Source organism: Sphingobium sp. FG125, from assembly GCF_057809795.1.
The window spans coordinates 33,506-53,636 of the sequence record NZ_JBMDKQ010000014.1 but is presented as its reverse complement, the minus strand read 5'-3'; the positions used below and the strand labels follow the sequence as shown (position 1 = coordinate 53,636).

The following is a 20,131-nucleotide window of genomic DNA, read 5'->3' as shown; positions in this document are numbered from 1 at the left end:
GGCCGGGCAGCCCATTGGGTTGTCCGGCCGATTGCTTTCATGGCCTTGAAAAATTGGTGTCGTTCTTCGCTGGAGCGATGATCGGCCTGGTATCCGCCACAGACACGCCTGGTTGCTTGACTCTCTCAGGTACGCAGGCAGGGATTAGGGGGCGACAAAAAGATGGTGACGACGTGCCCTCGCCTGATGGACAACATGGACGTTGATTTATGCTGTTACATCGGTGGCGTCCCCGCCCGGTACATTCTGTGCCGGACCGGGGAGCCTGAAGGACAATTGAGGCACAACCCATGACGGACATTCGCAAAAGACGCTCTCGTGACCCCGCGGCAACGCGGGAAGCGATACTGGAGGCGGCGCAGGCGCTGCTGGCCAAACATGGTCCTGAGGGCATCAGCCTGGCGGAAGTGGCAACCCTCGCCGGGGTCAACCGCGGCACCGCCTATCAGCATTTTGAAACGCGCGACAAGCTGATCGCCGCCACCGCCGACGGCGTATCCGACAGCATGTTTCGCGCGGTGTTCGGCGATCCTGAAACGATCGGCGAGCGGCGGGTCGAGCAGGTTGATATTGCCGACACGACCGATCGGCTGGCCATTTTCGCGATGGACAATCCTGAACTCTGCCGCATCTGGCTGCTGCAATTACTGGCCTCGCCGGATCCGATGGCTGATCCCTTCTGGCGCGAATATGAAGGGTCGCTGCAACGCTTCGCCGACACTGAGCTGGCGCAGCCTGGGATCGATGTCGAAGTGCTGTCGGTCATGATGCTGGCTGGCTCTTTCCTATGGCCGGTATGGGCGCGCTCTCACGCGCGCGACGATGACGAGCGCCGCCATCTGGCGCGCCGCATGGCGCAGGAGGCGCTGCGCCTGTGCATGTACGGATCACTGCGCGCCGAATCTTTCCCCGAAGTTGCCGAACGCCTCCGTCAGGGCGTGGCTACGACCGCTTCCTCACCTTCCCTTTCCAAAAAGGACTAATCCATGTTTTCAGCCATTGTGATCGACAAGAGCGACGACAAGCAGAGCGTCTCGCTCAGCCAAATGGACGAAGCGCAGCTGCCCGAAGGCGATGTGACCATCGACGTCGATTATTCGACCCTCAATTACAAGGATGGCCTGGCCATCACCGGCAAGTCGCCGGTCGTCCGCAAATTCCCGATGGTGCCTGGCATCGACCTGGTCGGCACCGTGCGGACATCCGACCATGCCGACTGGAAGCCGGGCGACAAGGTGGTCCTTAATGGCTGGGGCGTGGGTGAAGGCCATTGGGGTGGTCTGGCCCAGGTCGCGCGGCTTAAGGGCGACTGGCTGGTGCTGCTGCCCGCCGCCTTCACTGGCGCGCAGGCCATGGCGATCGGCACGGCCGGCTATACCGCAGCGCTCTGTGTCGAGGCGCTGGTCAAGGCGGGCGTCACTCCCGACCAGGGCGAAATCCTGGTGACCGGCGCAACTGGCGGCGTGGGCAGCGTCGCGGTCGCCCTGCTGAGCAAGGCGGGGTACACAGTCATCGGATCGACCGGCAAGGCGTCGGAGGCAGACTATCTGACCCAGCTGGGCGCGGCGGGCGTCATCGATCGCGCTGAACTCTCCGAAAAAGGCAAGCCGCTGCAGAAGGAACGCTGGGCCGGTGTCGTCGACTCGGTCGGCAGCTTCACGCTCGCCAATGCCTGCGCCCAGACCCGCTATGGCGGCGCGGTTGCGGCCTGCGGTCTGGCCCAGGGCGCGGACTTCCCCGTCACCGTCATGCCCTTCATCCTGCGCGGCGTGCGCTTGCTCGGCATCGACAGCGTGATGGCGCCCAAGCCACCGCGTCTCGCTGCCTGGGAACGGCTGGCCCGCGATCTCGATCCCGCGCTGCTGGGCGTCATCGCCCATGAAATCCCCCTGTCGGAAGCGCCTGCCGCCGCCGCCGACCTGATCGACGGCAAGGTGCGCGGGCGCATCATCGTCAATGTGAACCGCTAAGCGACAAAGCGAGACCGCATCATGACCGCCCAGCCGCTTTCGATCGTCGCCGGTCCCCCGCTCAGTGAGGAGCCGGGGCTGGGGACGCTGACATTGAGCGGCTGGTTGCGCGAAGTCACGGCCCGTTCCGGCTCCGCCGAAGCTTTGGTGATGCACGAAGGGGACAGCGTCACCCGCTGGACCTATGATGATTTGTGGGCGCGCGCGAACCAAGTCGCCCGCGCGCTCATCGCCTGTGGCGTGGGGAAAGGCACCCGCGTCGGCATGCTGATGACAAATCGTCCAGAATTTCTCTCGGCGGTGTTCGGCGTCGCGCTGGCGGGCGGCGTTGCCGCGACCTTCAGCACTTTTTCCACGCCCGCCGAACTGGACCATCTGCTCGCATCGTCGGCCTGCCACGTCCTGCTGATGGAGCGCAAAGTCCTCAAGAAGGATTTTGCAGCGATCCTGACCGATCTGGAACCGGCCATCGCGACGGCCAGCCCCGGCGCGCTGGCTGCCCCGCATTTCCCCTTCCTGCGTCACATCGCCTGCGTCGGCGGCGGTGATGGCATGATCGAGCCTTGGGACGATTTCCTGTCGCGCGGCAACGCTGTCGACCAGGCGCTGGTCGATGCGACCGCCGCCACTGTGACCCCCGCCGATCCCGGAGTCCTGTTCTTCTCGTCCGGCTCCACCGCCAAGCCCAAGGGCATCCTGTCGATGCATCGCGGCGTCACGCTGCAACTGTGGCGCTGGAAACGTTTTCTCGCCGCGAAGGAGGATGCCCGCGCATGGTCGGCCAATGGCTTCTTCTGGTCGGGCAATTTCGCCATGGCCATTGGTGGTGCGCTGTCATCGGGCGGCAGCCTGATCCTGCAAGCCACCTTCCAGCCTGAAGAGGCGCTGACCCTGATGGAGCGGGAGCGGGCGACAATGGCCTTCGCCTGGCCGCATCAATGGACCCAATTGGAGGCGGCGGCCAACTGGAACGATGTCGATCTGTCGTCGCTCTATTATGTGAATCCCACCAATCCGCTTGGTCGCCATCCGACCGTCAGCACTGATTGGCACGAGCCGATGAGCGCCTATGGCAATACCGAAACCTTCACGATCAGCACCATCTTCGATTCCGGCACGCCGGCAGAACGGATCGCCGACACCCATGGCGCGCCGCTGCCCGGCAATATTTTCAAGATCCTCGATCCGCTGACCGGCCAGGTCGTGCCGCTTGGCGAGCGCGGCGAAATCGCGGTAAAGGGACCGACCTTGATGCTGGGCTATATCGGCGTGCCGCTGGACGAAAGCGTCGATGCCGACGGCTTCTTCCACACCGGCGATGGCGGCTGGTTTGACGCTGAGGGTCGCCTTCATTGGGAAGGCCGCCTCAACGACATCATCAAGACCGGCGGCGCGAATGTCTCCCCGATCGAGATCGATACCGTCATCAAAAGCTGCCCCGGCGTGAAGGTCACCCAGACCGTGGGTGTGCCGCACGAAACGCTGGGCGAACTGGTCGTCACCTGCATCGTCCCCCATCTCGACGCGCCACTGGATGAGGAGGCGATCCGCAGCTTCGCCAAGGCGCAACTGGCCAGCTACAAGGTGCCGCGCCGCGTGCTGTTCTTCAACGAGGACGACCTGTCGCTGACCGGCAGCGCCAAGATCAAGACGGCGGACCTGAAAGCGCTGGTCATCAAACAACTGGCCGCCGAAGCCGCCTGATGAGCGATCAGGCGGATCAGGCGCTGGCGATCGCCAATCTGAAGGCCCGCTATTGCGCCGCGGCCGACCTGTCGGCCAGCGACCCGGATCAGGCGCGCCGGCTGCTTGCCGATATATTCGCGGACAATTTCGTCGGCGACTATGGTGCTGGCCTGCTCCATGGCGGACAGGCGATCACCGATTTCCTCTGCACCGCGATCAGCGCGAACAGCGAATGGATGATCCATATGCTCCATTCGCCCCGCATCGAAATAGACGGCGACAGCGCGACGGGCGACTGGACCGTGCTGGGCCATATGAAGCGGCGCGCTACCGGCGCGATCGACAGCGTCGTGGGCCGCTATAGTGACATTTTCCGCCTGACCCCAACGGGCTGGCGGATCGAGCGGGTGACCTTCACCCGCCTGCAATAATCAAAAAGGACAAGAGGATCATGGCCAATCGCTTCAGCGGCAAGACCGTGCTGGTCACCGGCTCCGCAGGCGGGCTGGGCCGCGCCCATGCGCTGGCGTTCGCGGGGGAAGGCGCACATCTGATCCTCGCCGACATCAACGAAGCGGGGCTGGCGGAAAGCCAGGCGCTGGTCGAGGGGCTGGGCAGCAGTGCCTCGGTCCACCGTGTCGACATGGGGCAGGAAGCCGACATTTGCGCCTTTGCCACCACGGTGCTGGCCGCGCATGACCGGCTCGACGTTCTCATCAACAATGCAGGCCTGCACGCGGGTGAAATTGCGCGGGGCTTCTTCGGCCTGGGCATGGCGAAATGGCAGCATTTTTTTGCGGTCAACACGTTCGGCCCGATGCTGCTGGCCGAAGCGCTGCGCCCCGCGCTGGCGAATGCAAAGGGCGTCATCATCAACAAATGCTCGATGGCCAGCTATAATCCCGCGACCGCCTATGGCATCACCAAAGCGTCGCTCAATGTTTTTACCCACGCCATGGCGCAGCAATTTGGCGCTGACGAGATACGCTGTGTAGGCATCGCGCCGGGCCTGATGGAAACCGAGGCTGCCTTGCAAGGGGTCGACCCTGCCAATTGGGAGCGGCTGAAAGCCATGCAGTCGGTCAAGCGGCAGGGGACGGCCCAAGACATCTCCAACCTCGCCCTGTTCCTCGCCTCCGACGAAGGCAGTTTCGTCAATAATCAGGTCATCCTGTGCGACGGCGGCAACCAGATGCGCGGCTTTCGTTTCTGATGGCATTGCCCCGGCGATCAATCGCGACGGCCTCTGGCGCCTGGCATCCGTCCATGCTGGATTGGCGCAAAGGCCATAGGCGGCAGAGGATTGACGAATGAACCTGCATACCACCATCCACCTGCATAATGTCGCCGCCGGGCGAGAGGCCGACTATGCGGCCTGGTTCGACGGCCCGCATCGCGATGACCTGACCCGGCTGCGCGGTTTCCGCAGCGCGGATCGCTACGAAGTCACGCCGCAGCAGATCATGCCCGACATTCCGCAGCCCTGGCGATTCCTGAGCGTCTATGAACATGGCACGGCGACCCCGGAAATAGACCTGCCCGCGCTTGCCCCCTTGCTGGCGCAGGCGCGCGACGCCGGGCTGATCGACGATAGCGACCAAAGCGAGCGCATTCACAGCTACGCCATGTATGCCGACTGGGCGTTCAGTCCCAACCATCGTCCCGACCATCCCTTCTCCGGGGTCAGCATCATTCTGGCCAATTTCGTCGCCGGGCGCGAAGCGGAATATCATCACTGGTATGACAATGTGCATTCCCCCGAAGTCACTCGCGTGCCCGGCAAGGTCGGCATGAAGCGCGGCCGCCTGTCGCCGGTGCAGCTGGAACCCCGGCGCTATTGCCCCGGCAGCGACCTGGTATTGTGCGCGCAGCAGACCGATGATCTGCTCTTCACGGTCAAGGATTTCAGTGCCCGCGCCCGCGGCGTCAGCCCCAGCGGCGTTGCCTTCGCGCCGCGCTCGGCCTCCGGTTCTGTCGCGCGCACCGTCCATTATTTTGCCAAGGCCAGCGGCACGACATTCTGGCCCGGCGGCATCGCCTATGATGGCGACCTGTCCGTCTATCCGACCGACTTTGCGCGCCCGGCGGGCTAGCGCCAAGCAGCTATCGCGCGCGCGATGGCCAGCCCCCTTGCCGCGCGCGCGCCGGTGCGGGAAGGAATGAAGCGACAATCAGGACAAGCGGAGCAGGATATGGCCAAGACGATCGTGATCACAGGAGCCGGCGATGGCCTTGGCCGCGCACTCGCTCGCCGCTTTGCGCGCGATGGCGAAACCGTCATCCTGCTTGGCCGGACCCTGTCGAAGGTCGAAGCGGTCGCGGCGGAACTGGGCGCACCGCATCTCGCCCTGCAATGCGATGTCGGCGACCCGGAATCGGTGCGCACCGCATTTGCCGCAATTGCTGCGCAGCATGAACGCATCGACGTCCTCATAAACAACGCCGCCGTCTATGAACCCTTCACCCTGGCAGAGGCGCGCGACGATCAGATCGCCATGTCGCTGATGACCAACGTTGCCGGACCAATCCATTGCGCCCGCGAGGCACTGCCGCTGCTGCGCGGCGGTGGGCATATCATCAATGTCAGCAGCGAATCCGTCGCGCTCAAAATGCCGATGCTGTGGATGTATGCCGGGGGCAAGGCGGCGCTGGAACTCGTGTCCGCCATGTGGTCGCGCGAACTGGATGCAGAGGGCATTCGCGTCACCACCGTGCAGGCGGGCATGATGATGGATGAAACCAAGACCGGCAGCAGTTGGCCGGTCGACGTGTCGATGCGCTTTGGCCAGGAAAATGCCAAGGTCGGCATCAACCTGCGCGAACGTGGCATCAGCCATTATAACAGCGTGACGGACGCTTTCCGCGCCATCCTCGACATGCCCGCCGACCTGCACATGGGCATCGTCGCCCTCAACGCGCGCAAGCGCTGATCTCCCCTTTTCCCAAGCCTTTCGACAGGAACACGCCATGGCCACTCTTCCCGACGCCAAACTCTTCATCGACGGCGCGCTGCGCGACGCACAGGGCGGCACCACCTTCGACGTCATCAGCCCCTGGACCGGCGAGCCGGTCGGCAAGGCCGCCGATGCGTCGGCCGCCGATGTCGATGAAGCGATCGCCGCTGCCCGGCGCGCCTTCGACACGACCGACTGGTCCACCAATGTCGCCATGCGCGTCGAACTGGTGACGAAGCTGCGCGCGCTATTCGAGGAAAATCGCGAACGGCTGTCGGACCTGGCCCGTAATGAGGCAGGCGCAGCGATCGGCGCGGTCGGGCGCGCGCATGTCGATATGGCGCTCGATGGCTGGGACGATTATCTGCGCCTCTTCCCGCAATTGAAGTGGGACAAGGATTATGGCGGACGTACCGGCTATGGCTTTGAAACCCAGCGGCAGGCGGTATACGAACCGGTCGGCGTCGTCGGCGCGATCACGCCGTGGAACGTGCCACTCTATGTGAATGTGGGCAAGGTCGTTGCGGCCTTGCTGGCGGGCTGCACCGTGATCCTGAAACCCGCGCCCAATACGCCGGGCATGGGCGCGATCTTCGGCGAACTGGCGCTCGAAGCAGGCTTCCCCGCTGGCGTCCTCAATGTCATCTTCGGCAGTGACGCGGCACTTGCGGGCGAAATGCTGGTGACTGACCCCCGCGTCGATCTCATTTCCTTCACCGGCTCCACCGGCGTCGGCAAGCGGATCATGGAACAGGGTGCCGCAACCCTGAAGCGCGTATTTCTGGAGCTTGGCGGCAAGTCGGCCAAGATCGTACTGGAGGACAGCGTCAATTTCGCCATGGACGTCGCCCAGTCGATGCTCGTGTTTCATGCCGGACAGGGCTGCGCCGTCCATTCGCGCCTGCTAGTGCCGCGCAGTCGCTATGAGGAAGCCAAGGCGGTCCTCAAACATGCCTATGCCAGCTTCGGCGACAATTGGGGCGACTATGATAATCCCGCCCACATCATGGGTCCGGTCGTGTCGAAGCGGCAGATGGAGCGGGTGCTGTCCTATGTCGACATCGGCGTTGCCGAAGGCGCGACTTTGCTGGCGGGCGGCAAGGCGCGGCCCGACAAAGGCACTGGCTATTTCATCGAACCGACATGCTTTGCCGATGTGACCAACGACATGCGCATCGCCCAGGAAGAGATTTTCGGCCCCGTTCTGGTCGTCATCCCGTTCGATGATGATGACGACGCCGTGCGCATCGCCAATGAAAGCGCCTATGGTCTGTGCGGGGGTGTCTTTTCCGCCGATCTGGATCGCGCCAAGGCGCTGGCCAGGCGGATACGCACCGGGTCGGTCAGTGTGAATGGCGGCATGTGCATCGCGGGGGACTTGCCTTTTGGCGGCTACAAGGCCAGTGGCATCGGTCGCGAATGGGGTCTGGAAGGAATCGAGGAATTTCTCGAAACCAAACTGATCGCATGGCGTGCCTGACGGACAAGTAAAGGACCGGATTTTGAGCGGCAAGGCGGACGCGACGGCGGAGCAGGGGACGGCCAAGTCATCCCGCGCGCGCGCATCCACCGCGACCAAGGCGCTCAGTCATAATCTCAATGGCCAGCGGCTGGGACGCAAGGGGCGCGACACGCGCGACCGGATCCTGGCCGCAACCAACGAATTGCTGGCCGGTCCCCCCGATGTAGAGATTTCGCTGAGCGCAGTCGCGCGCCAGGCATCGCTCGGCATGACCTCGCTCTATAATTATTTCAACGACCTCACAGAATTGCTGCTCGCAGTGCTGGAACCGGTGATGGCGACAGCGGAAGATGAATATGTCGGCCTGCTGCGCATCCGCTGGGACGACGGGGATCTGGGTGAGCGGACATTGGCGTTCGTCACCGCCTATCATGGCTTCTGGGTCAAACATTCGCGCCTGCTCCATTTGCGTAACCGCATGGCTGACGCGCAGAATGAGCGCATGATGATGCATCGTGTCCGCGCGGCCCAGCCGGTCATGCGGCTGATGGTCGAACAGATGGACGGGAAACTGGCCCAGCCGCAATCGCCGGTATTCAGCATGGCGACCGCGCTGATGACGGGGCTGGAACGTATCGTCACGGTGACGACGGACGTTGCCCTGCAAAATACGTTGCACGCGCCCAATCCATTGGGCCGCACCCATTTGCTGCGTGCCGAAGCGCGACTGCTGGAACTGGGTATTCGCGATTACCGGACGCTCGCCGCGTCGTCCTAATCCTACTTGCCGCCAACACCCTTCAGATAGCGCTCCATCCCTTCCAGATAGGCCGGGTTCAGCATCAGCGCGCTATTGGCCATCCGCTCGACATGGCGGCCCATGGACGGCCCGACTTCCGCCGCCAGCTCGATCGCGATCTTGGCCGCGCCCATCTGTTCGGCATTCTGCTTGGTCAGGTGACGGCAGAAATTCAGTGCTGCCTCGTCAAACCCCTCATCGGGCAGCACATCATGCACCAGCCCCATGATGAGTGCGCGATCCGCGTCAGCGCGCTGGTTGCCCATGATCAGCCAGCGCGCCCAATGCGGGCCGCAAATGCGCGTCAGGCGGCTGACGCCGTTGGACGCTGGCAACACGCCGAACAATCCTTCGGGAAAGGAGAACGCCGCGCTCTTGGCCGCCAGTCGGAAATCGCACGACAGCGCCATTTCCAGCCCGCCACCCACACAGGTCGCATGAATGGCGCTGACGATCGGCTTTTCGATATGCTCCATCTCGTCATAGATGCGCTGCATCCCGTTGAGATTGAGCCGGTGGTTCTCGCGAATGCCGGACGGCGTGCGCGGATAGGCGGGGGCGTCCCCGCTTTTCAGGTCCGCGCCCGAACAGAAATAGCGCCCGGTCGCCCGAATCAGCATGACCTGCAAATCGGGCGTATCGCGAAACCGCAACAGCGCCTGCTCGAACAGCGCCATCGTCTGCGCCGACAGCGCATTGAGCTTGTCGGGCCGGTTCAGCGTCACGATCAGGATGCCGTCCTGATCCTCGCTCAACAGATGCGGGGTGTCGCTCATATCATCATCCTCAGGCGCGGGTGCGCGGCAGGCCTAGCGCACGCTCGGCGATCATGGAACGATGGACCTCGCTTGTCCCGCCATAAATGGTCGCGCCCTGGGCATGGCGGTAGAACATATTGATCTCCGCCGCCGCGCCCTTGCGCTTGGACAGAGACAGCGGCGCCGTCAGGTCCAGCAGGTCGCGGGCATCGCTCTGGAATTTTTCGGAGCTGAACATCTTGGCCATCGGCCCATAGGCCAGGTTCGGCTTCTTCTCCATGCTCGCCCAATTGGCGCGGAAGGCTATCAGTTCCGACACCCAAAGATTGGCGGTAGTGCGGGCCAGCCGTGCCTGCGCGCCTTCATCTTCGATCAGCGGCCTGCCCTTGTGGCGTATCTCCCGGCACAATGTTTCGGTCGCGTGCAGCATGGCGCGCTGATATTTGGCAAAGCCGCCGCCATGCTCCAGTTCAAGGCTCGCGCTCATCGTGCGCACGCCACCATCAATCTCGCCCAGCCGCCAGCTGTCGGGTATCTTCACCCCGTCATAGAAGGTGATGTTGGTGCGCTCGTCCTGAAATGTGTAAACCGGCTGGATCGTCACGCCATCGGCCTTCAACGGCACGATGAACATGGTCAGCCCTTTATGCTTGGCGACTTCCGTATTCGTCCGGCATAGCATCAGCACATAGGTGGACAGGTTCGCCCCGCTGGTGAACATCTTGGTGCCGTCGATCCGCCAGCTGCCGTCCGGCTCCTGCGTGGCGCGGCATTGCGCCGCGAACACGTCGGATCCGGATCCCGGCTCGGAATAGCCCAGCGAACAGATCACCTCGCCGCGCATGATTTCCGGCAGGACCGCCGCTTTCAGTTCCTCGCTGCCGAACCGGTGGATGATCAGCGCCACCATCTGCGTCACACCCGCGGCAGGGTTGTTATAGCCCTGCACCTCGAACGCATCCATCGCGGCGGTCTTTTCATAGGCGGACAGGCCGCGTCCGCCCACATCCTTGGGCAGGCCCAGATAGAGGAGATTCTGCTCTGCCAACTTGCGGTTGAGCTCGGGGTTATAGCCCTCCCAGCTATAGTGGAATGTCTCGCGCATGTCCGGCGTGACGTTCGCTGCGAAAAACGCCTCAATCTCTTGTGTGATCGCCCGCGCATCCTCGCCCAGATCGAAGTCGACCGGTATCGCGCCAGCGTCAGGCAGGGCGGCGGCTTCTCTGCCATAAAGGCGTCGACCGGCCTCGGCGATCAAGGCGTGCGGATCGCCCAGCACCAGCGGCCATGCCTTGGCCCGCAGGTTGAACAGGAAAATATCATATTCGGTGGTCAGGCCATAGCCGCCGAACGTGTGCAGCGCCTGAGCCACCGCCCGGCCTGCCGCATCGCTGTTCCACCATGCCGCGATGCTGATTGCAGCGCCCGCTTGCGGCGCACCATCGGCCAGATCGCGGATCGCCTTCCACACCAGAAATTTGCCGCCATCGACATCGCAGAGCAGATCGGCGAGCGGATGGGAAATCCCCTGGAACTGGCCGATATACTGGTCGAACTGCTTGCGCTCGCAGGCATAGGCTGCCGCCAGTTTCAACGCTTCGCGTCCGATCCCGGCGAGGCCAGCGGCGATCAGCAGCTTCCATTCCTCGACCCCGGCGGCAAAGGTTGCCAGAGCTTGTGCACCCGATGCCAGCGTCACGCGCGGGTGCGCCAGCAGGTCGATCTGCGCTATCGGTGTGGAGGCCAGATTATCCTCCGCGATCCGCCCCTTATCGGGCACACTGATCAGGACGATCTCCTCGCCCATGCGCCCGATCACGGCCTGCGCCACCTGTCCGCCGCCGATCCACTGGACCGGTTCGACCGCCACATCGTGGAACGCCAGGCTGGCAACCGCCTCGCCGCTGACGACTTGGCCCAGCAGCGTCGCGCCGGCATCGCCGCCCAGTTGTGCGAGCAGGCGCGCGCTCACCAAAGTCTCGGCCAACGGCCCCGACGCCAGCGTCCGGCCCGCTTCCTCCATCAGGATTGCGGCATCGAACAGGCCAAGGCCCAGCCCGCCCCCTTCCTCCGGCACCCGGATCGACAGCGCCCCCAGCTCGGCAAGCCCCGACCACAGCGCAGGGTCGAACCCCGACGGCGCGGCCTCGCGCACGCGGGCCATGCTGCTATGTTCATCCAGAAAACGCGCGAACGTGTCGCGCATCATCTCCTGGTCGTCGGTCAGGTCGAAATTCATGGGGCTAGGGCTCCAGGGGGTTATTGCGCGGGCGCGGAACGGCGCATCATGACGCTCAGGTCCACCTGTCCGGTGGCGACCCCGCCCATGAAGCCGCCATCGACCGGGAACACCACGCCATTGACGATGCTGGCCAGATCACTGTTGATCAGCACCAGTCCGGCGGCCTGCTCCTGTGGCGTGGAATAGCGGCCCATCGGTTCAGCCGCCGCGGCGATGACATCCTTGCCCGACGTCGCCTCGAACGCGGCCATCATCGGCGTCTGGGTGGGGGAGGGCAGGGTGCAATTGATACGGATGCCCTGCTTGATCAGGTGCGCGCCCATAAACTGGGTCCAAACGATCACATTCTCCTTGGAGAAGCTGTAGCCCTCCTTGACCGTATCCATATTGGCGTCGCACCAGGCGACTGCTTCGTCAAAGCCCTTGGTCGTCACAAATTCCATATTGGTCGGAATCCGGCGGCTCCAGCCAAGCCCGCCGGTAGACGCGATGCTGGCTATCGCTCCGCCCGGTCCCATCAGCGGCAGCACCTGCTGCGTCAGATGGCGCAGGCCGATGAAATTGACCTTCATCACGTCCATCGCCGGGAAGGATTGCGGCAGGCCCGCGCAGTTGAACAGCGCGTCGACCTTGCCGCCAATGCCCGCCACCGCGGCATCAATGGAGGCGCGATCGCGCAGGTCGACATTTTGGAAGGAGGCCAGCGGCAATGCGCTGTCCTTAAAATCCAGCCCATGCACTTCCGCGCCCAACTCCAGCAACAGCTTGGCCGTCGCCTCCCCCATGCCGGAAAAGCAGCCGCTCACGATGACGCGCTTGCCCCGATAGCCCAATAGGTCACTCATTTTCGGCTCTCCACTATCTGTTGTCAGGCTTTGGCTGCGGGCGGCCAACTGATGCTGCCATCATCTTCCTCGACGAAGATGATCCGTTCCGGGCAGGCGCGCGCGCCATTTTTCGCGGCGCGCTCCTCGCCCTCCGGCACGTCGAAACCTTCGGTGTCGATGTAGCCATCGTCATCGAGCGGATAGAGGGTTTCCGACACTGCGGCGCAGCGGGCATTGCCCACGCAACCGGCCTTTTCGATACGAATTTTCATGGGGTCTCTCCCGCAAAGCTTGCTGTCCTTAGAAAGGAGAAAGATGTGTCGATCAACATGGCCATCCGCTCAATCGCCGCCACGATACGGCGGCGGCACTGCGGGCGCGTCTATCGTCGGTGCGGTATCGTGGGTCGATGCACGACCGACATTTGCCTTTGGCGGCGCTGCGCGCGACACCGGTTGTAACAAGATGCAGGATTGCCGGAGATTCACATGGTCCACGCCGCCCTAAGCCCCGCCGCCCCCAAGCCCGCCCATGTGCCGGACGCGCTGGTCTATGATTTCGACATCCATGCCGATCCGGGCCTGCTGGCCGATCCGCACGCCCGCATGCTCGACCTTCTGCACAGCGCGCCGCCGGTATTCTGGACCCCGCGCAACGGCGGCGGCTGGGTCGCGCTGACCCATGCGGCCAATCACGAAGCCTCCCGCGATACCGAAACCTATTCCAGCGAGTTCGTGCCGCAGGACAAGATGAAGGCGCTGCTTGCATCCTTGCCGCCCGGCGCGCCGCACATTCCCCAGCCGATTCCGATCACGCTCGATCCGCCCGAACACACCAAATATCGCCAGCCGCTGCAAAAGGTGTTTTCGCCCAAGACGATCGCGGCGCTGCGTGACAGCATCCGTGAGCTGGCCGCTGACCTGATTGAGGAGATGAAACCGGCGGGCCGCTGCGAATATATGGCTGCTGTCGCCGAACCGCTGCCGGTGCAGGTGTTCCTCAAGATGCTCGGTCTGCCGCTCGACAGGCTGCCTGAATATCGCGCCATCGTGAAGGAGCATATGGAGGCGATCGACAGCGACCGCGAAGGCTCCATGCGCCGCCTGCAAAAAATCGCGGCGGCCATGCGCGATACCGTGCTGGACCGCCGCGACAATCCGCGCGACGACATCCTCTCGATGCTGTGGAAGCTGGAAATCGACGGCCAGCCGACCACGCTGGCCGACATGGAAAATTACGGCGTGCTGCTGTTCATCGCTGGCCTCGACACGGTGATGAACGGCATGGGGCTGGCCATGCGTGGCCTGGCCACCGACCTGCCGCTGCAACGCAAGCTGCGCGAAAATCCAAAGCTGATCGCCGAAGCCGCCGAAGAAATGCTGCGCCGCTACACCTTCACCGTGCCGATGCGGATCATCAAGAAGGAAGCGCAGCTGGCCGGTGCGACATTGATGCCCGGCGAAACGCTCAAACTCTTCCTGCCCGCCGCCGATCTGGATGCAAAGGAATTTCCGCAGCCCGACGACTATGATCTCGACCGCGAAAATAACGTCCATATCGCCTTCGGCGTCGGCCCGCATCGCTGCCTTGGGTCGCACCTTGCCCGCGTGGAATTGCAGGTTCTCTATGAAGAAATGCTGGCACGGATGCCCGAATTCCGGCTCGACCCCGATCATCCTACGGTATTCCATGGCGGTCATGTCATCGGCATTGAAAGCCTGCATCTGGTCTGGGACGTCTGACCCATGGCATGGCAACGCTCCCGTCCGCGCCTCGACCGGGAAAACAGCGCCTTCTGGACCGGGGGCGCGGACGGGAAACTGCACATCACCCGCTGCGGCGATTGCGGGCAATATACCCATCCGCCGCGCGAGATGTGCCGCCATTGCCAGTCGGAAAATGTCGCCCCCCATGCCGTGGCGGGGACCGGCACGATCGACACCTACACCGTCAATCATCAGGCCTGGGCCAAGGATATGGACGTCCCCTTCGTCATCGCACGGGTGAAGCTGGACGATGCGCCGGGCGTTTACCTCACCACCAATATCGTCGGCAGTCCGGTCGATGCGGTGGATATGGATGATAAGGTGCGGGTGCTGTTCGAGGAGCAGGACGGCATCTGGTTCCCCTTGTTTGAAAAGGTCGCCTGACTATGGCGCAACCCGAAGCCCATATTACCGGCATCGGCATGTCCGACGTCGGCGTCCGCCTGACCCGTTCGCCCTTGTTGTTGACAGTCGATGCGGTGCGCGAAGCCATTGCCGACGCGGGCCTCCCTCTTGACCAGATTGACGGCGTTGCCACCTATCCCGGCAAAATGCCGAGTTTCCTTGGCTTCTCCCCTGTCAGTTCCGACGATCTGATCGAGGTGTTGGGGCTCAAGACTCGCTGGCATATCGGCGCCGCGGAATCGACCGCGCAATTGGGCGCGATCATCGAAGCCGCCAATGCCGTGAAAGCGGGGCTGGCCCGCCATGTCATCTGCTTCCGCACCGTCTACGAAGCCGCCGCCTTGGCCCGCCCGGAAGAATTCCCGCCGATGGAACGGCGTAAGGATGTGTCGGGCAACTCCCAATGGGTGTCGCCTTTCGGCGCTTTCTCGGCCGCGAACTGGACCGCGCAATTCGCGATGCGCCACATGAAACGCTACGGCCTGACCCGCGAACAATTGGCGCAGGTCGCGCTCAACGACCATGCCAATGCCGCGATCAACCCGCGCGCGCTGGTGAAGAAGCCGCTGAGCATGGACGATTATATGTCCGCCCGGATGATCAGCACGCCCTTCTGCCTCTATGATTGCGACCGTTTCACCGATGCTTCCACCGTAGTGATCGTGTCTGCGGGTGATGCGCTGGGGGATGTGACGGCCACCCCTATCCGCATCGCCGCCAGCGCGGGATCGGTCGAACGTTATAGCTGGGATCAGGCCGAATGGGCGGGTGCCTATCCCACCGGACGCGACCTGTGGCGCAACACCGATTATACGGTAAAGGACGTCGATACCGTCCAGCTTTATGACGGTTTCGCGTTCCAGCCGATCACCTGGCTTGAAGGGCTGGGCTTTTGCGACGTGGGGGAGGGCGGCCAGTTCCTGGAAGGCGGCACCCGCATTGCCCGCGACGGCGCGCTGCCGATGAATACCGGCGGCGGTCAGCTGGGCTGGGGCCGCCTCCACGGCTTTGGCTTTGCTTATGAAGCGGTCGTCCAGTTGCGTGGGGCAGGCGGCGCGCGCCAGATCGGCGGCGATCCCCGCGTCGCCATCGCCACGTCGGGCGGCGGACCCATGGCGGCGGCGCTACTGCTGGCTAAGGACTGACCGCAATGGACAGCGCCACGCTCGACACGCTGCCCGGCTTCCGCCGTCGCCTGCGGGTCACCCCGTCGCCGGGACAGGTGATCGCCGCGCTGGAGGATGACTATCACTGCATGGCGGTAACGCTGCGCCATGACGGTATGAACGTCACGGGCATCGAATCGGACATGGAGCGCGTGCCCTGGACCACTTGCCCCGGCGCGCCTGCTGTGCTGGCGGCAACCTTCACCGGCGTTGCGCTGGCCGCCGTGCCAGCGCGCGGCGAGAAGAAGGCGAATTGCACCCATCTCCACGACCTGACCGTGCTGGCCGCTGCCCATGCCGGTGAAACCGATGCCATCCTGTATGAGATTGTGACGTGCGACCCCGTCGACGGGCTCGCCATCGCCGAAATTCGCTGCGATGGCGTGTCGCTGCTACAGGTCGCCCACCGCAATCATCTGATGGAAGCGCCCGCTGACATTGTGGGCCTGTCGATCCTGAAATTGCGCGACTGGATCGAAAGTCTTGACGATCCTCACCGCGAAGCCGCCAAATTGCTGCAATGGGGCGCGATCCTGGCCAATGGCCGCCTGATCCCGATGGAACGGCAATCCACCGCCAGCCGGGTGCCGCCCAACTGCTTCACCTTCCAGCCCGACAATGCGGCAAAGGCGATCCGCGTCGGCAAGGTGATAGACTTCACCGCGGCGCCATTGACCCCGCTCGACCATTTCGACGGGGCCAGTTTCGCGTCCCGCTAGCTGTCGAAGCGCGCTGGACGGGACAGGCGGAATGGCAGGCCGGGTGAGGCTATCCGCGATTCCGTCCCATCGTCATGGATCAGCGAAACACGGCCCACGCCGGGCGACGAGACGACCGCGACCACGCTGTCCACCCACTGGTGCAGCATCGCGCGGGCATGGGCCAGTTCGTCGCCCTGCGTCGATGCCGCGCCCTCGGCCTCCAGTTCGCGTTCCAGTTGCAACACCCGCTCGGTTGCCTGCTTGATCGTGTCACTCTTGTCGGTCATGCGCGCCTCTTTCCGTCCCGCCAGATTGGGCTGCATTTCCGCCATTGCAAGGCACCGCCCACATATCGCCCCGGCGAGTTGACCATTGGTCCCTGAACGCCAATTCAGGGGGCATCCCATTGGCCATCTTGAGGACATCATGGCACAGCTGAGCAACGCCCCGGCGCCTACCCCGGACCAGCTGGTAGACATCTACCGGCGCATGATCCGTATCGAGCGCAACGACGACGCCATTCGCAAGACCATCCGTCTGGGACGGCTGGTAATGCCCTATTATTCGGCGCGTGGGCAGGAAGTGATCCCCGCCACCCTGTCATCGCTGATGACCGACGATGACAAGATCTGCACCATCTATCGCGGCATCCACGACATGGTGGCGAAAGACATGCCGTTGCGTCCGCTCTGGGCGGAAATTGCCGGGCGGGTCGATGGCACCTGCAAGGGCAAGGGCGGGCCGATGCACCTCACCCACCCCGAAAGCGGCGTCATGGTCACGACAGGCATTGTCGGCTCCTCCATGCCAATCGCCAACGGCCTGGCCTGGGCGGCGAAGCTGGATGGCAGCAAGCGCGTTACCATCGCCTATTTCGGCGATGGCGCGTCCAATATCGGTGCCTTCCATGAATCGCTCAATCTGGCGTCGGTGTGGAAGCTGCCGGTGATTTTCGTGTGCCAGAATAATGGCTTTGCCGAACATACGCGCTATGAAAATGGCACCTCGGTCGACTTCATCGCCAAGCGCGCGATCGGCTACGGGATGCCGGGCCACACCGTGGACGGCAATGACCCGCTGGCGATGTTCGCTGCCGCGCATGAAGCCATCACCCGCGCCCGTGAAGGCGAAGGGCCGACCCTGCTGGAGTGCAAGACCTTCCGCTTCCACGGCCATGTGCTGGGCGACGACGACAAATATATGACCAAGGAAGAGAAAGCGGCGGCGATCGCCAAGGACCCGCTGCCCGCCTACAAGGCCTGGCTGGTCGAACAGGGCCACGCGACCGAGGAGTCGCTGGCCGCGATGCAGGCCACCATCGAAGCCGAGATTGAGGAGGCACAGGAATTCGGTCTCGCCAGCCCCTTGCCATCGGTGGACGAACTCCGCCGCGATGTTTTTGCGCAGGAGATCCCGGCATGAGCGCGAAGAAGATGAACAGCCTCCAGGCCGTCAACGCGGCGTTGCATCAGGCGATGGCTGAAGATGACAAGGTGATCGTGCTGGGTGAGGATATCGCCGATCGCGAAGGCGGCGGCGTCACCGGCGCGACCGCTGGCCTGTCGACCAAATTCGGTGATGATCGCGTGAAATCGACCCCGATTTCGGAACAGGCGATCATCGGCGCGGCCATCGGCGCGGCGCTGGCCGGTTACAAGCCGGTCGCCGAAATCATGCTCATGAACTTCACCGCTGTCGCCATGGACATGATCTTCAACCATGCTGCCAAGTTGCGCTTCATGTCGGGCGGGCAAAGCACCGTGCCGATCACTATCCGCACCCTCACTGGCGCTGGCTGGCAGACGGCAGGCCAACATGCCGATCATCTGGAAGGCTGGTTCGCCCATACCGCAGGGATCAAGGTGGTCGCGCCCTCCAACCCGGTGGATTATAAGGGGCTTCTCCTGTCCTGCATCCAGGACCCGGACCCCTGCATCTTCATCGAATCCGCAGGCTCCCTGTTCATCCCGGCCGAAGTCCCCGACGATCTCGCCCCCATCCCCTTGGGCAAGGCGCGGGTGGTGCAGGAAGGCAGTGACGTCACCATCATCTCCTGGTCATCGCAGGTCATTCGCTGCCAGCAGGCGCTGGCGCCGCTGGCAGAAGCGGGCATTTCGGTCGAACTGATCGACCTGCGCACCGTATCACCCTGGGACAAGGAAGCGGTGCTGGCCTCGGTCGCCAAGACGGGCCGCGCGGTCATCGCCCATGAAGCGGTGCGCCATTTCGGCCCCGGCGGCGAAATCGCCTCCACCATCAGCGAGGAGCTGTTCGGCCAGTTGAAGGCCCCGGTCCGCCGCCTTGGCGCGCCTTACTCGCCCGTGCCTTTCGCCAAGGTGCTGGAGGACGCCTATATCGTCTCGCCCGATCAGGTGGTCGAAACGGTCAAGGCACTGATGGCATAAGTGATTGGCTGTCCCGCCCGATGGGCGGGACAGCCTTCGCTCACCCCAGCGTCTGCCGGAACAGCGCCAAAGTCCGCGCCCAGGCCAGATCCGCCGCCGCCTTGTCGAAACGCGGCGTGGTATCATTGTTGAAGCCATGCTCCGCGCCATCATAGATATAGGCTTTGTAGCGCGTCCCGGCCTGCTTCAGCGCCGCCTCATAATCGGGCCAGGCCGCATTGGTCCGCGCGTCATTGCCGCCATAATGGATCAGCAACTGCGCCTTGATCTTCGGAACGTCGGCCAGCGTCGGCGGACTGCCATAGAAGGGCACCGCAGCGCGCAGATCGGGCAGGCGGGTCGCCAGCAGATTGGCAATCCACCCGCCAAAGCAGAAACCCACCGCGCCGATCTTGCCATTGCTCCCGGCCATCGTCCGCGCATAGGTCGCCGCCGCAACAAAATCCTCGCCAATCTTGGCCCGGTCCAGCGTCGCAAAGGCGGTCCGCGCCTTGTCCTCATCGCCCGGATAGCCGCCGATCGTCGTCAGCGCGTCGGGCGCGACCGCCATATAGCCATCTACCGCCAGCCGCCTGGTTATATCCTCGATATGCGGATTAAGCCCGCGATTTTCATGCGCGACGATCACGACCGGTAGCTTTGCGGCCTTCTTGGCCGCAGGCCGCGCGACATAGGCGCGCACCGTTCCGTTGCCCGCGGGTGAGGCTATATCGACATGGCTGATGACAATCCGCTTGTCGTCGGGCTTGATCACTTGCCCCAGTGCAAAATCCGGGCTGAGCGCCGCCAGCATTGTGGTTGCCGCCGCTGCGCTGCCGACATGGACGGCGCATTGGGTCACAAAGCCGCGCCGGTCGATCGCGCCGTGCACATAGGCATCGAACAAATCCAGCACCGCGCGCGGATAGGCGGCAGCTCCCTTCCTGTCAGCATCTTGCGTCATGTCGCTGTCCTTCCATCCTGCCCGCTACAGCCGGTTTATTGCCGCCT

At 63.6% G+C, this 20,131-nt stretch carries 21 protein-coding genes; 15 read left to right on the top strand and 6 right to left on the bottom strand.

What is annotated here, in order from left to right:
- The first annotated feature begins 290 nt into the window (after positions 1-290).
- The 9 genes from ACODSR_RS14140 to ACODSR_RS14100 all read left to right on the top strand — a co-directional run bounded on the left by ACODSR_RS14140 (position 291) and on the right by ACODSR_RS14100 (position 8,850).
- On the top strand, positions 291-983 hold the full coding sequence (locus tag ACODSR_RS14140) for a TetR/AcrR family transcriptional regulator (RefSeq protein WP_489077310.1): 693 nt from the start codon (positions 291-293) through the stop codon (positions 981-983).
- Between the two features lie 3 nt (positions 984-986).
- Positions 987-1,970 (top strand): acrylyl-CoA reductase (NADPH), encoded by a 984-nt coding sequence (gene acuI, locus ACODSR_RS14135; protein ID WP_489077309.1) that lies wholly within the window; start codon positions 987-989, stop codon positions 1,968-1,970.
- Between the two features lie 21 nt (positions 1,971-1,991).
- Complete coding sequence (locus tag ACODSR_RS14130; protein WP_489077308.1) at positions 1,992-3,674, top strand: class I adenylate-forming enzyme family protein; 1,683 nt, start codon at positions 1,992-1,994, stop codon at positions 3,672-3,674.
- A complete protein-coding gene (locus tag ACODSR_RS14125) occupies positions 3,674-4,087 on the top strand; it encodes a nuclear transport factor 2 family protein (RefSeq protein ID WP_489077307.1) in 414 nt (137 codons plus the stop codon). Before ACODSR_RS14130 ends, ACODSR_RS14125 begins: the two co-directional genes overlap by 1 nt.
- Positions 4,088-4,107: 20 nt before the next feature.
- Positions 4,108-4,869: an SDR family NAD(P)-dependent oxidoreductase gene (locus ACODSR_RS14120; protein ID WP_489077306.1), complete on the top strand. Its 762-nt coding sequence runs from the start codon at positions 4,108-4,110 to the stop codon at positions 4,867-4,869.
- 97 nt (positions 4,870-4,966) lie between these two features.
- The gene (locus tag ACODSR_RS14115; RefSeq protein WP_489077305.1) at positions 4,967-5,749 is read left to right on the top strand and encodes a hypothetical protein; all 783 of its coding nucleotides are present in this window, start codon (positions 4,967-4,969) and stop codon (positions 5,747-5,749) included.
- A gap of 99 nt (positions 5,750-5,848) precedes the next feature.
- Complete coding sequence (locus ACODSR_RS14110) at positions 5,849-6,586, top strand: SDR family oxidoreductase (RefSeq protein ID WP_489077304.1); 738 nt, start codon at positions 5,849-5,851, stop codon at positions 6,584-6,586.
- 37 nt (positions 6,587-6,623) lie between these two features.
- Entirely contained in the window at positions 6,624-8,090 is a 1,467-nt protein-coding gene (locus tag ACODSR_RS14105) for an aldehyde dehydrogenase family protein (protein WP_489077303.1), read from the top strand.
- Between the two features lie 22 nt (positions 8,091-8,112).
- The gene (locus ACODSR_RS14100; RefSeq protein WP_489077357.1) at positions 8,113-8,850 is read left to right on the top strand and encodes a TetR/AcrR family transcriptional regulator; all 738 of its coding nucleotides are present in this window, start codon (positions 8,113-8,115) and stop codon (positions 8,848-8,850) included.
- A 2-nt stretch (positions 8,851-8,852) separates the two neighbouring features.
- Here ACODSR_RS14100 and ACODSR_RS14095 read toward each other — a convergent pair whose 3' ends face one another.
- The 4 genes from ACODSR_RS14095 to ACODSR_RS14080 are packed head-to-tail and all read right to left on the bottom strand — an operon-like array spanning position 8,853 to position 12,970.
- Positions 8,853-9,647 carry an enoyl-CoA hydratase/isomerase family protein gene (locus ACODSR_RS14095; protein WP_489077302.1) on the bottom strand — a complete coding sequence of 265 codons (795 nt, stop codon included), beginning with the start codon at positions 9,645-9,647 and terminating at the stop codon, positions 8,853-8,855.
- Positions 9,648-9,657: 10 nt separating this feature from the next.
- On the bottom strand, positions 9,658-11,868 hold the full coding sequence (locus ACODSR_RS14090) for an acyl-CoA dehydrogenase family protein (protein WP_489077301.1): 2,211 nt from the start codon (positions 11,866-11,868) through the stop codon (positions 9,658-9,660).
- Between the two features lie 20 nt (positions 11,869-11,888).
- Positions 11,889-12,716: a coniferyl-alcohol dehydrogenase gene (locus ACODSR_RS14085; protein ID WP_489077300.1), complete on the bottom strand. Its 828-nt coding sequence runs from the start codon at positions 12,714-12,716 to the stop codon at positions 11,889-11,891.
- A 23-nt stretch (positions 12,717-12,739) separates the two neighbouring features.
- Positions 12,740-12,970, bottom strand: coding sequence for a ferredoxin (locus ACODSR_RS14080; RefSeq protein ID WP_489077299.1), 231 nt, complete (start codon positions 12,968-12,970; stop codon positions 12,740-12,742).
- Between the two features lie 216 nt (positions 12,971-13,186).
- Here ACODSR_RS14080 and ACODSR_RS14075 point away from each other — a divergent pair, with 216 nt between their 5' ends.
- Genes ACODSR_RS14075 through ACODSR_RS14060 form a run of 4 tightly spaced genes read left to right on the top strand, consistent with a single transcriptional unit; the run spans position 13,187 to position 16,754 of the window.
- Entirely contained in the window at positions 13,187-14,440 is a 1,254-nt protein-coding gene (locus ACODSR_RS14075) for a cytochrome P450 (protein WP_489077298.1), read from the top strand.
- Positions 14,441-14,443: 3 nt separating this feature from the next.
- Positions 14,444-14,848, top strand: coding sequence for a Zn-ribbon domain-containing OB-fold protein (locus tag ACODSR_RS14070; RefSeq protein WP_489077297.1), 405 nt, complete (start codon positions 14,444-14,446; stop codon positions 14,846-14,848).
- Complete coding sequence (locus ACODSR_RS14065; RefSeq protein ID WP_489077356.1) at positions 14,845-16,014, top strand: thiolase family protein; 1,170 nt, start codon at positions 14,845-14,847, stop codon at positions 16,012-16,014. Before ACODSR_RS14070 ends, ACODSR_RS14065 begins: the two co-directional genes overlap by 4 nt.
- 5 nt (positions 16,015-16,019) lie before the next feature.
- Positions 16,020-16,754 (top strand): DUF2889 domain-containing protein, encoded by a 735-nt coding sequence (locus ACODSR_RS14060; RefSeq protein WP_489077296.1) that lies wholly within the window; start codon positions 16,020-16,022, stop codon positions 16,752-16,754.
- On the opposite strand, the gene ACODSR_RS14055 is transcribed toward ACODSR_RS14060, so the two are convergent.
- A complete protein-coding gene (locus ACODSR_RS14055; protein ID WP_489077295.1) occupies positions 16,751-17,023 on the bottom strand; it encodes a hypothetical protein in 273 nt (90 codons plus the stop codon). The genes ACODSR_RS14060 and ACODSR_RS14055 overlap by 4 nt on opposite strands.
- Positions 17,024-17,162: 139 nt before the next feature.
- Here ACODSR_RS14055 and ACODSR_RS14050 point away from each other — a divergent pair, with 139 nt between their 5' ends.
- Positions 17,163-18,158: a thiamine pyrophosphate-dependent dehydrogenase E1 component subunit alpha gene (locus ACODSR_RS14050; RefSeq protein ID WP_489077294.1), complete on the top strand. Its 996-nt coding sequence runs from the start codon at positions 17,163-17,165 to the stop codon at positions 18,156-18,158.
- A complete protein-coding gene (locus tag ACODSR_RS14045) occupies positions 18,155-19,141 on the top strand; it encodes an alpha-ketoacid dehydrogenase subunit beta (RefSeq protein ID WP_489077293.1) in 987 nt (328 codons plus the stop codon). The genes ACODSR_RS14050 and ACODSR_RS14045 overlap by 4 nt, the downstream gene beginning before the upstream one ends.
- 40 nt (positions 19,142-19,181) lie before the next feature.
- Here the strand turns inward: ACODSR_RS14045 and ACODSR_RS14040 are convergent, their stop codons facing one another.
- The gene (locus ACODSR_RS14040; RefSeq protein ID WP_489077292.1) at positions 19,182-20,084 is read right to left on the bottom strand and encodes a dienelactone hydrolase family protein; all 903 of its coding nucleotides are present in this window, start codon (positions 20,082-20,084) and stop codon (positions 19,182-19,184) included.
- Positions 20,085-20,131: the final 47 nt, after the last annotated feature.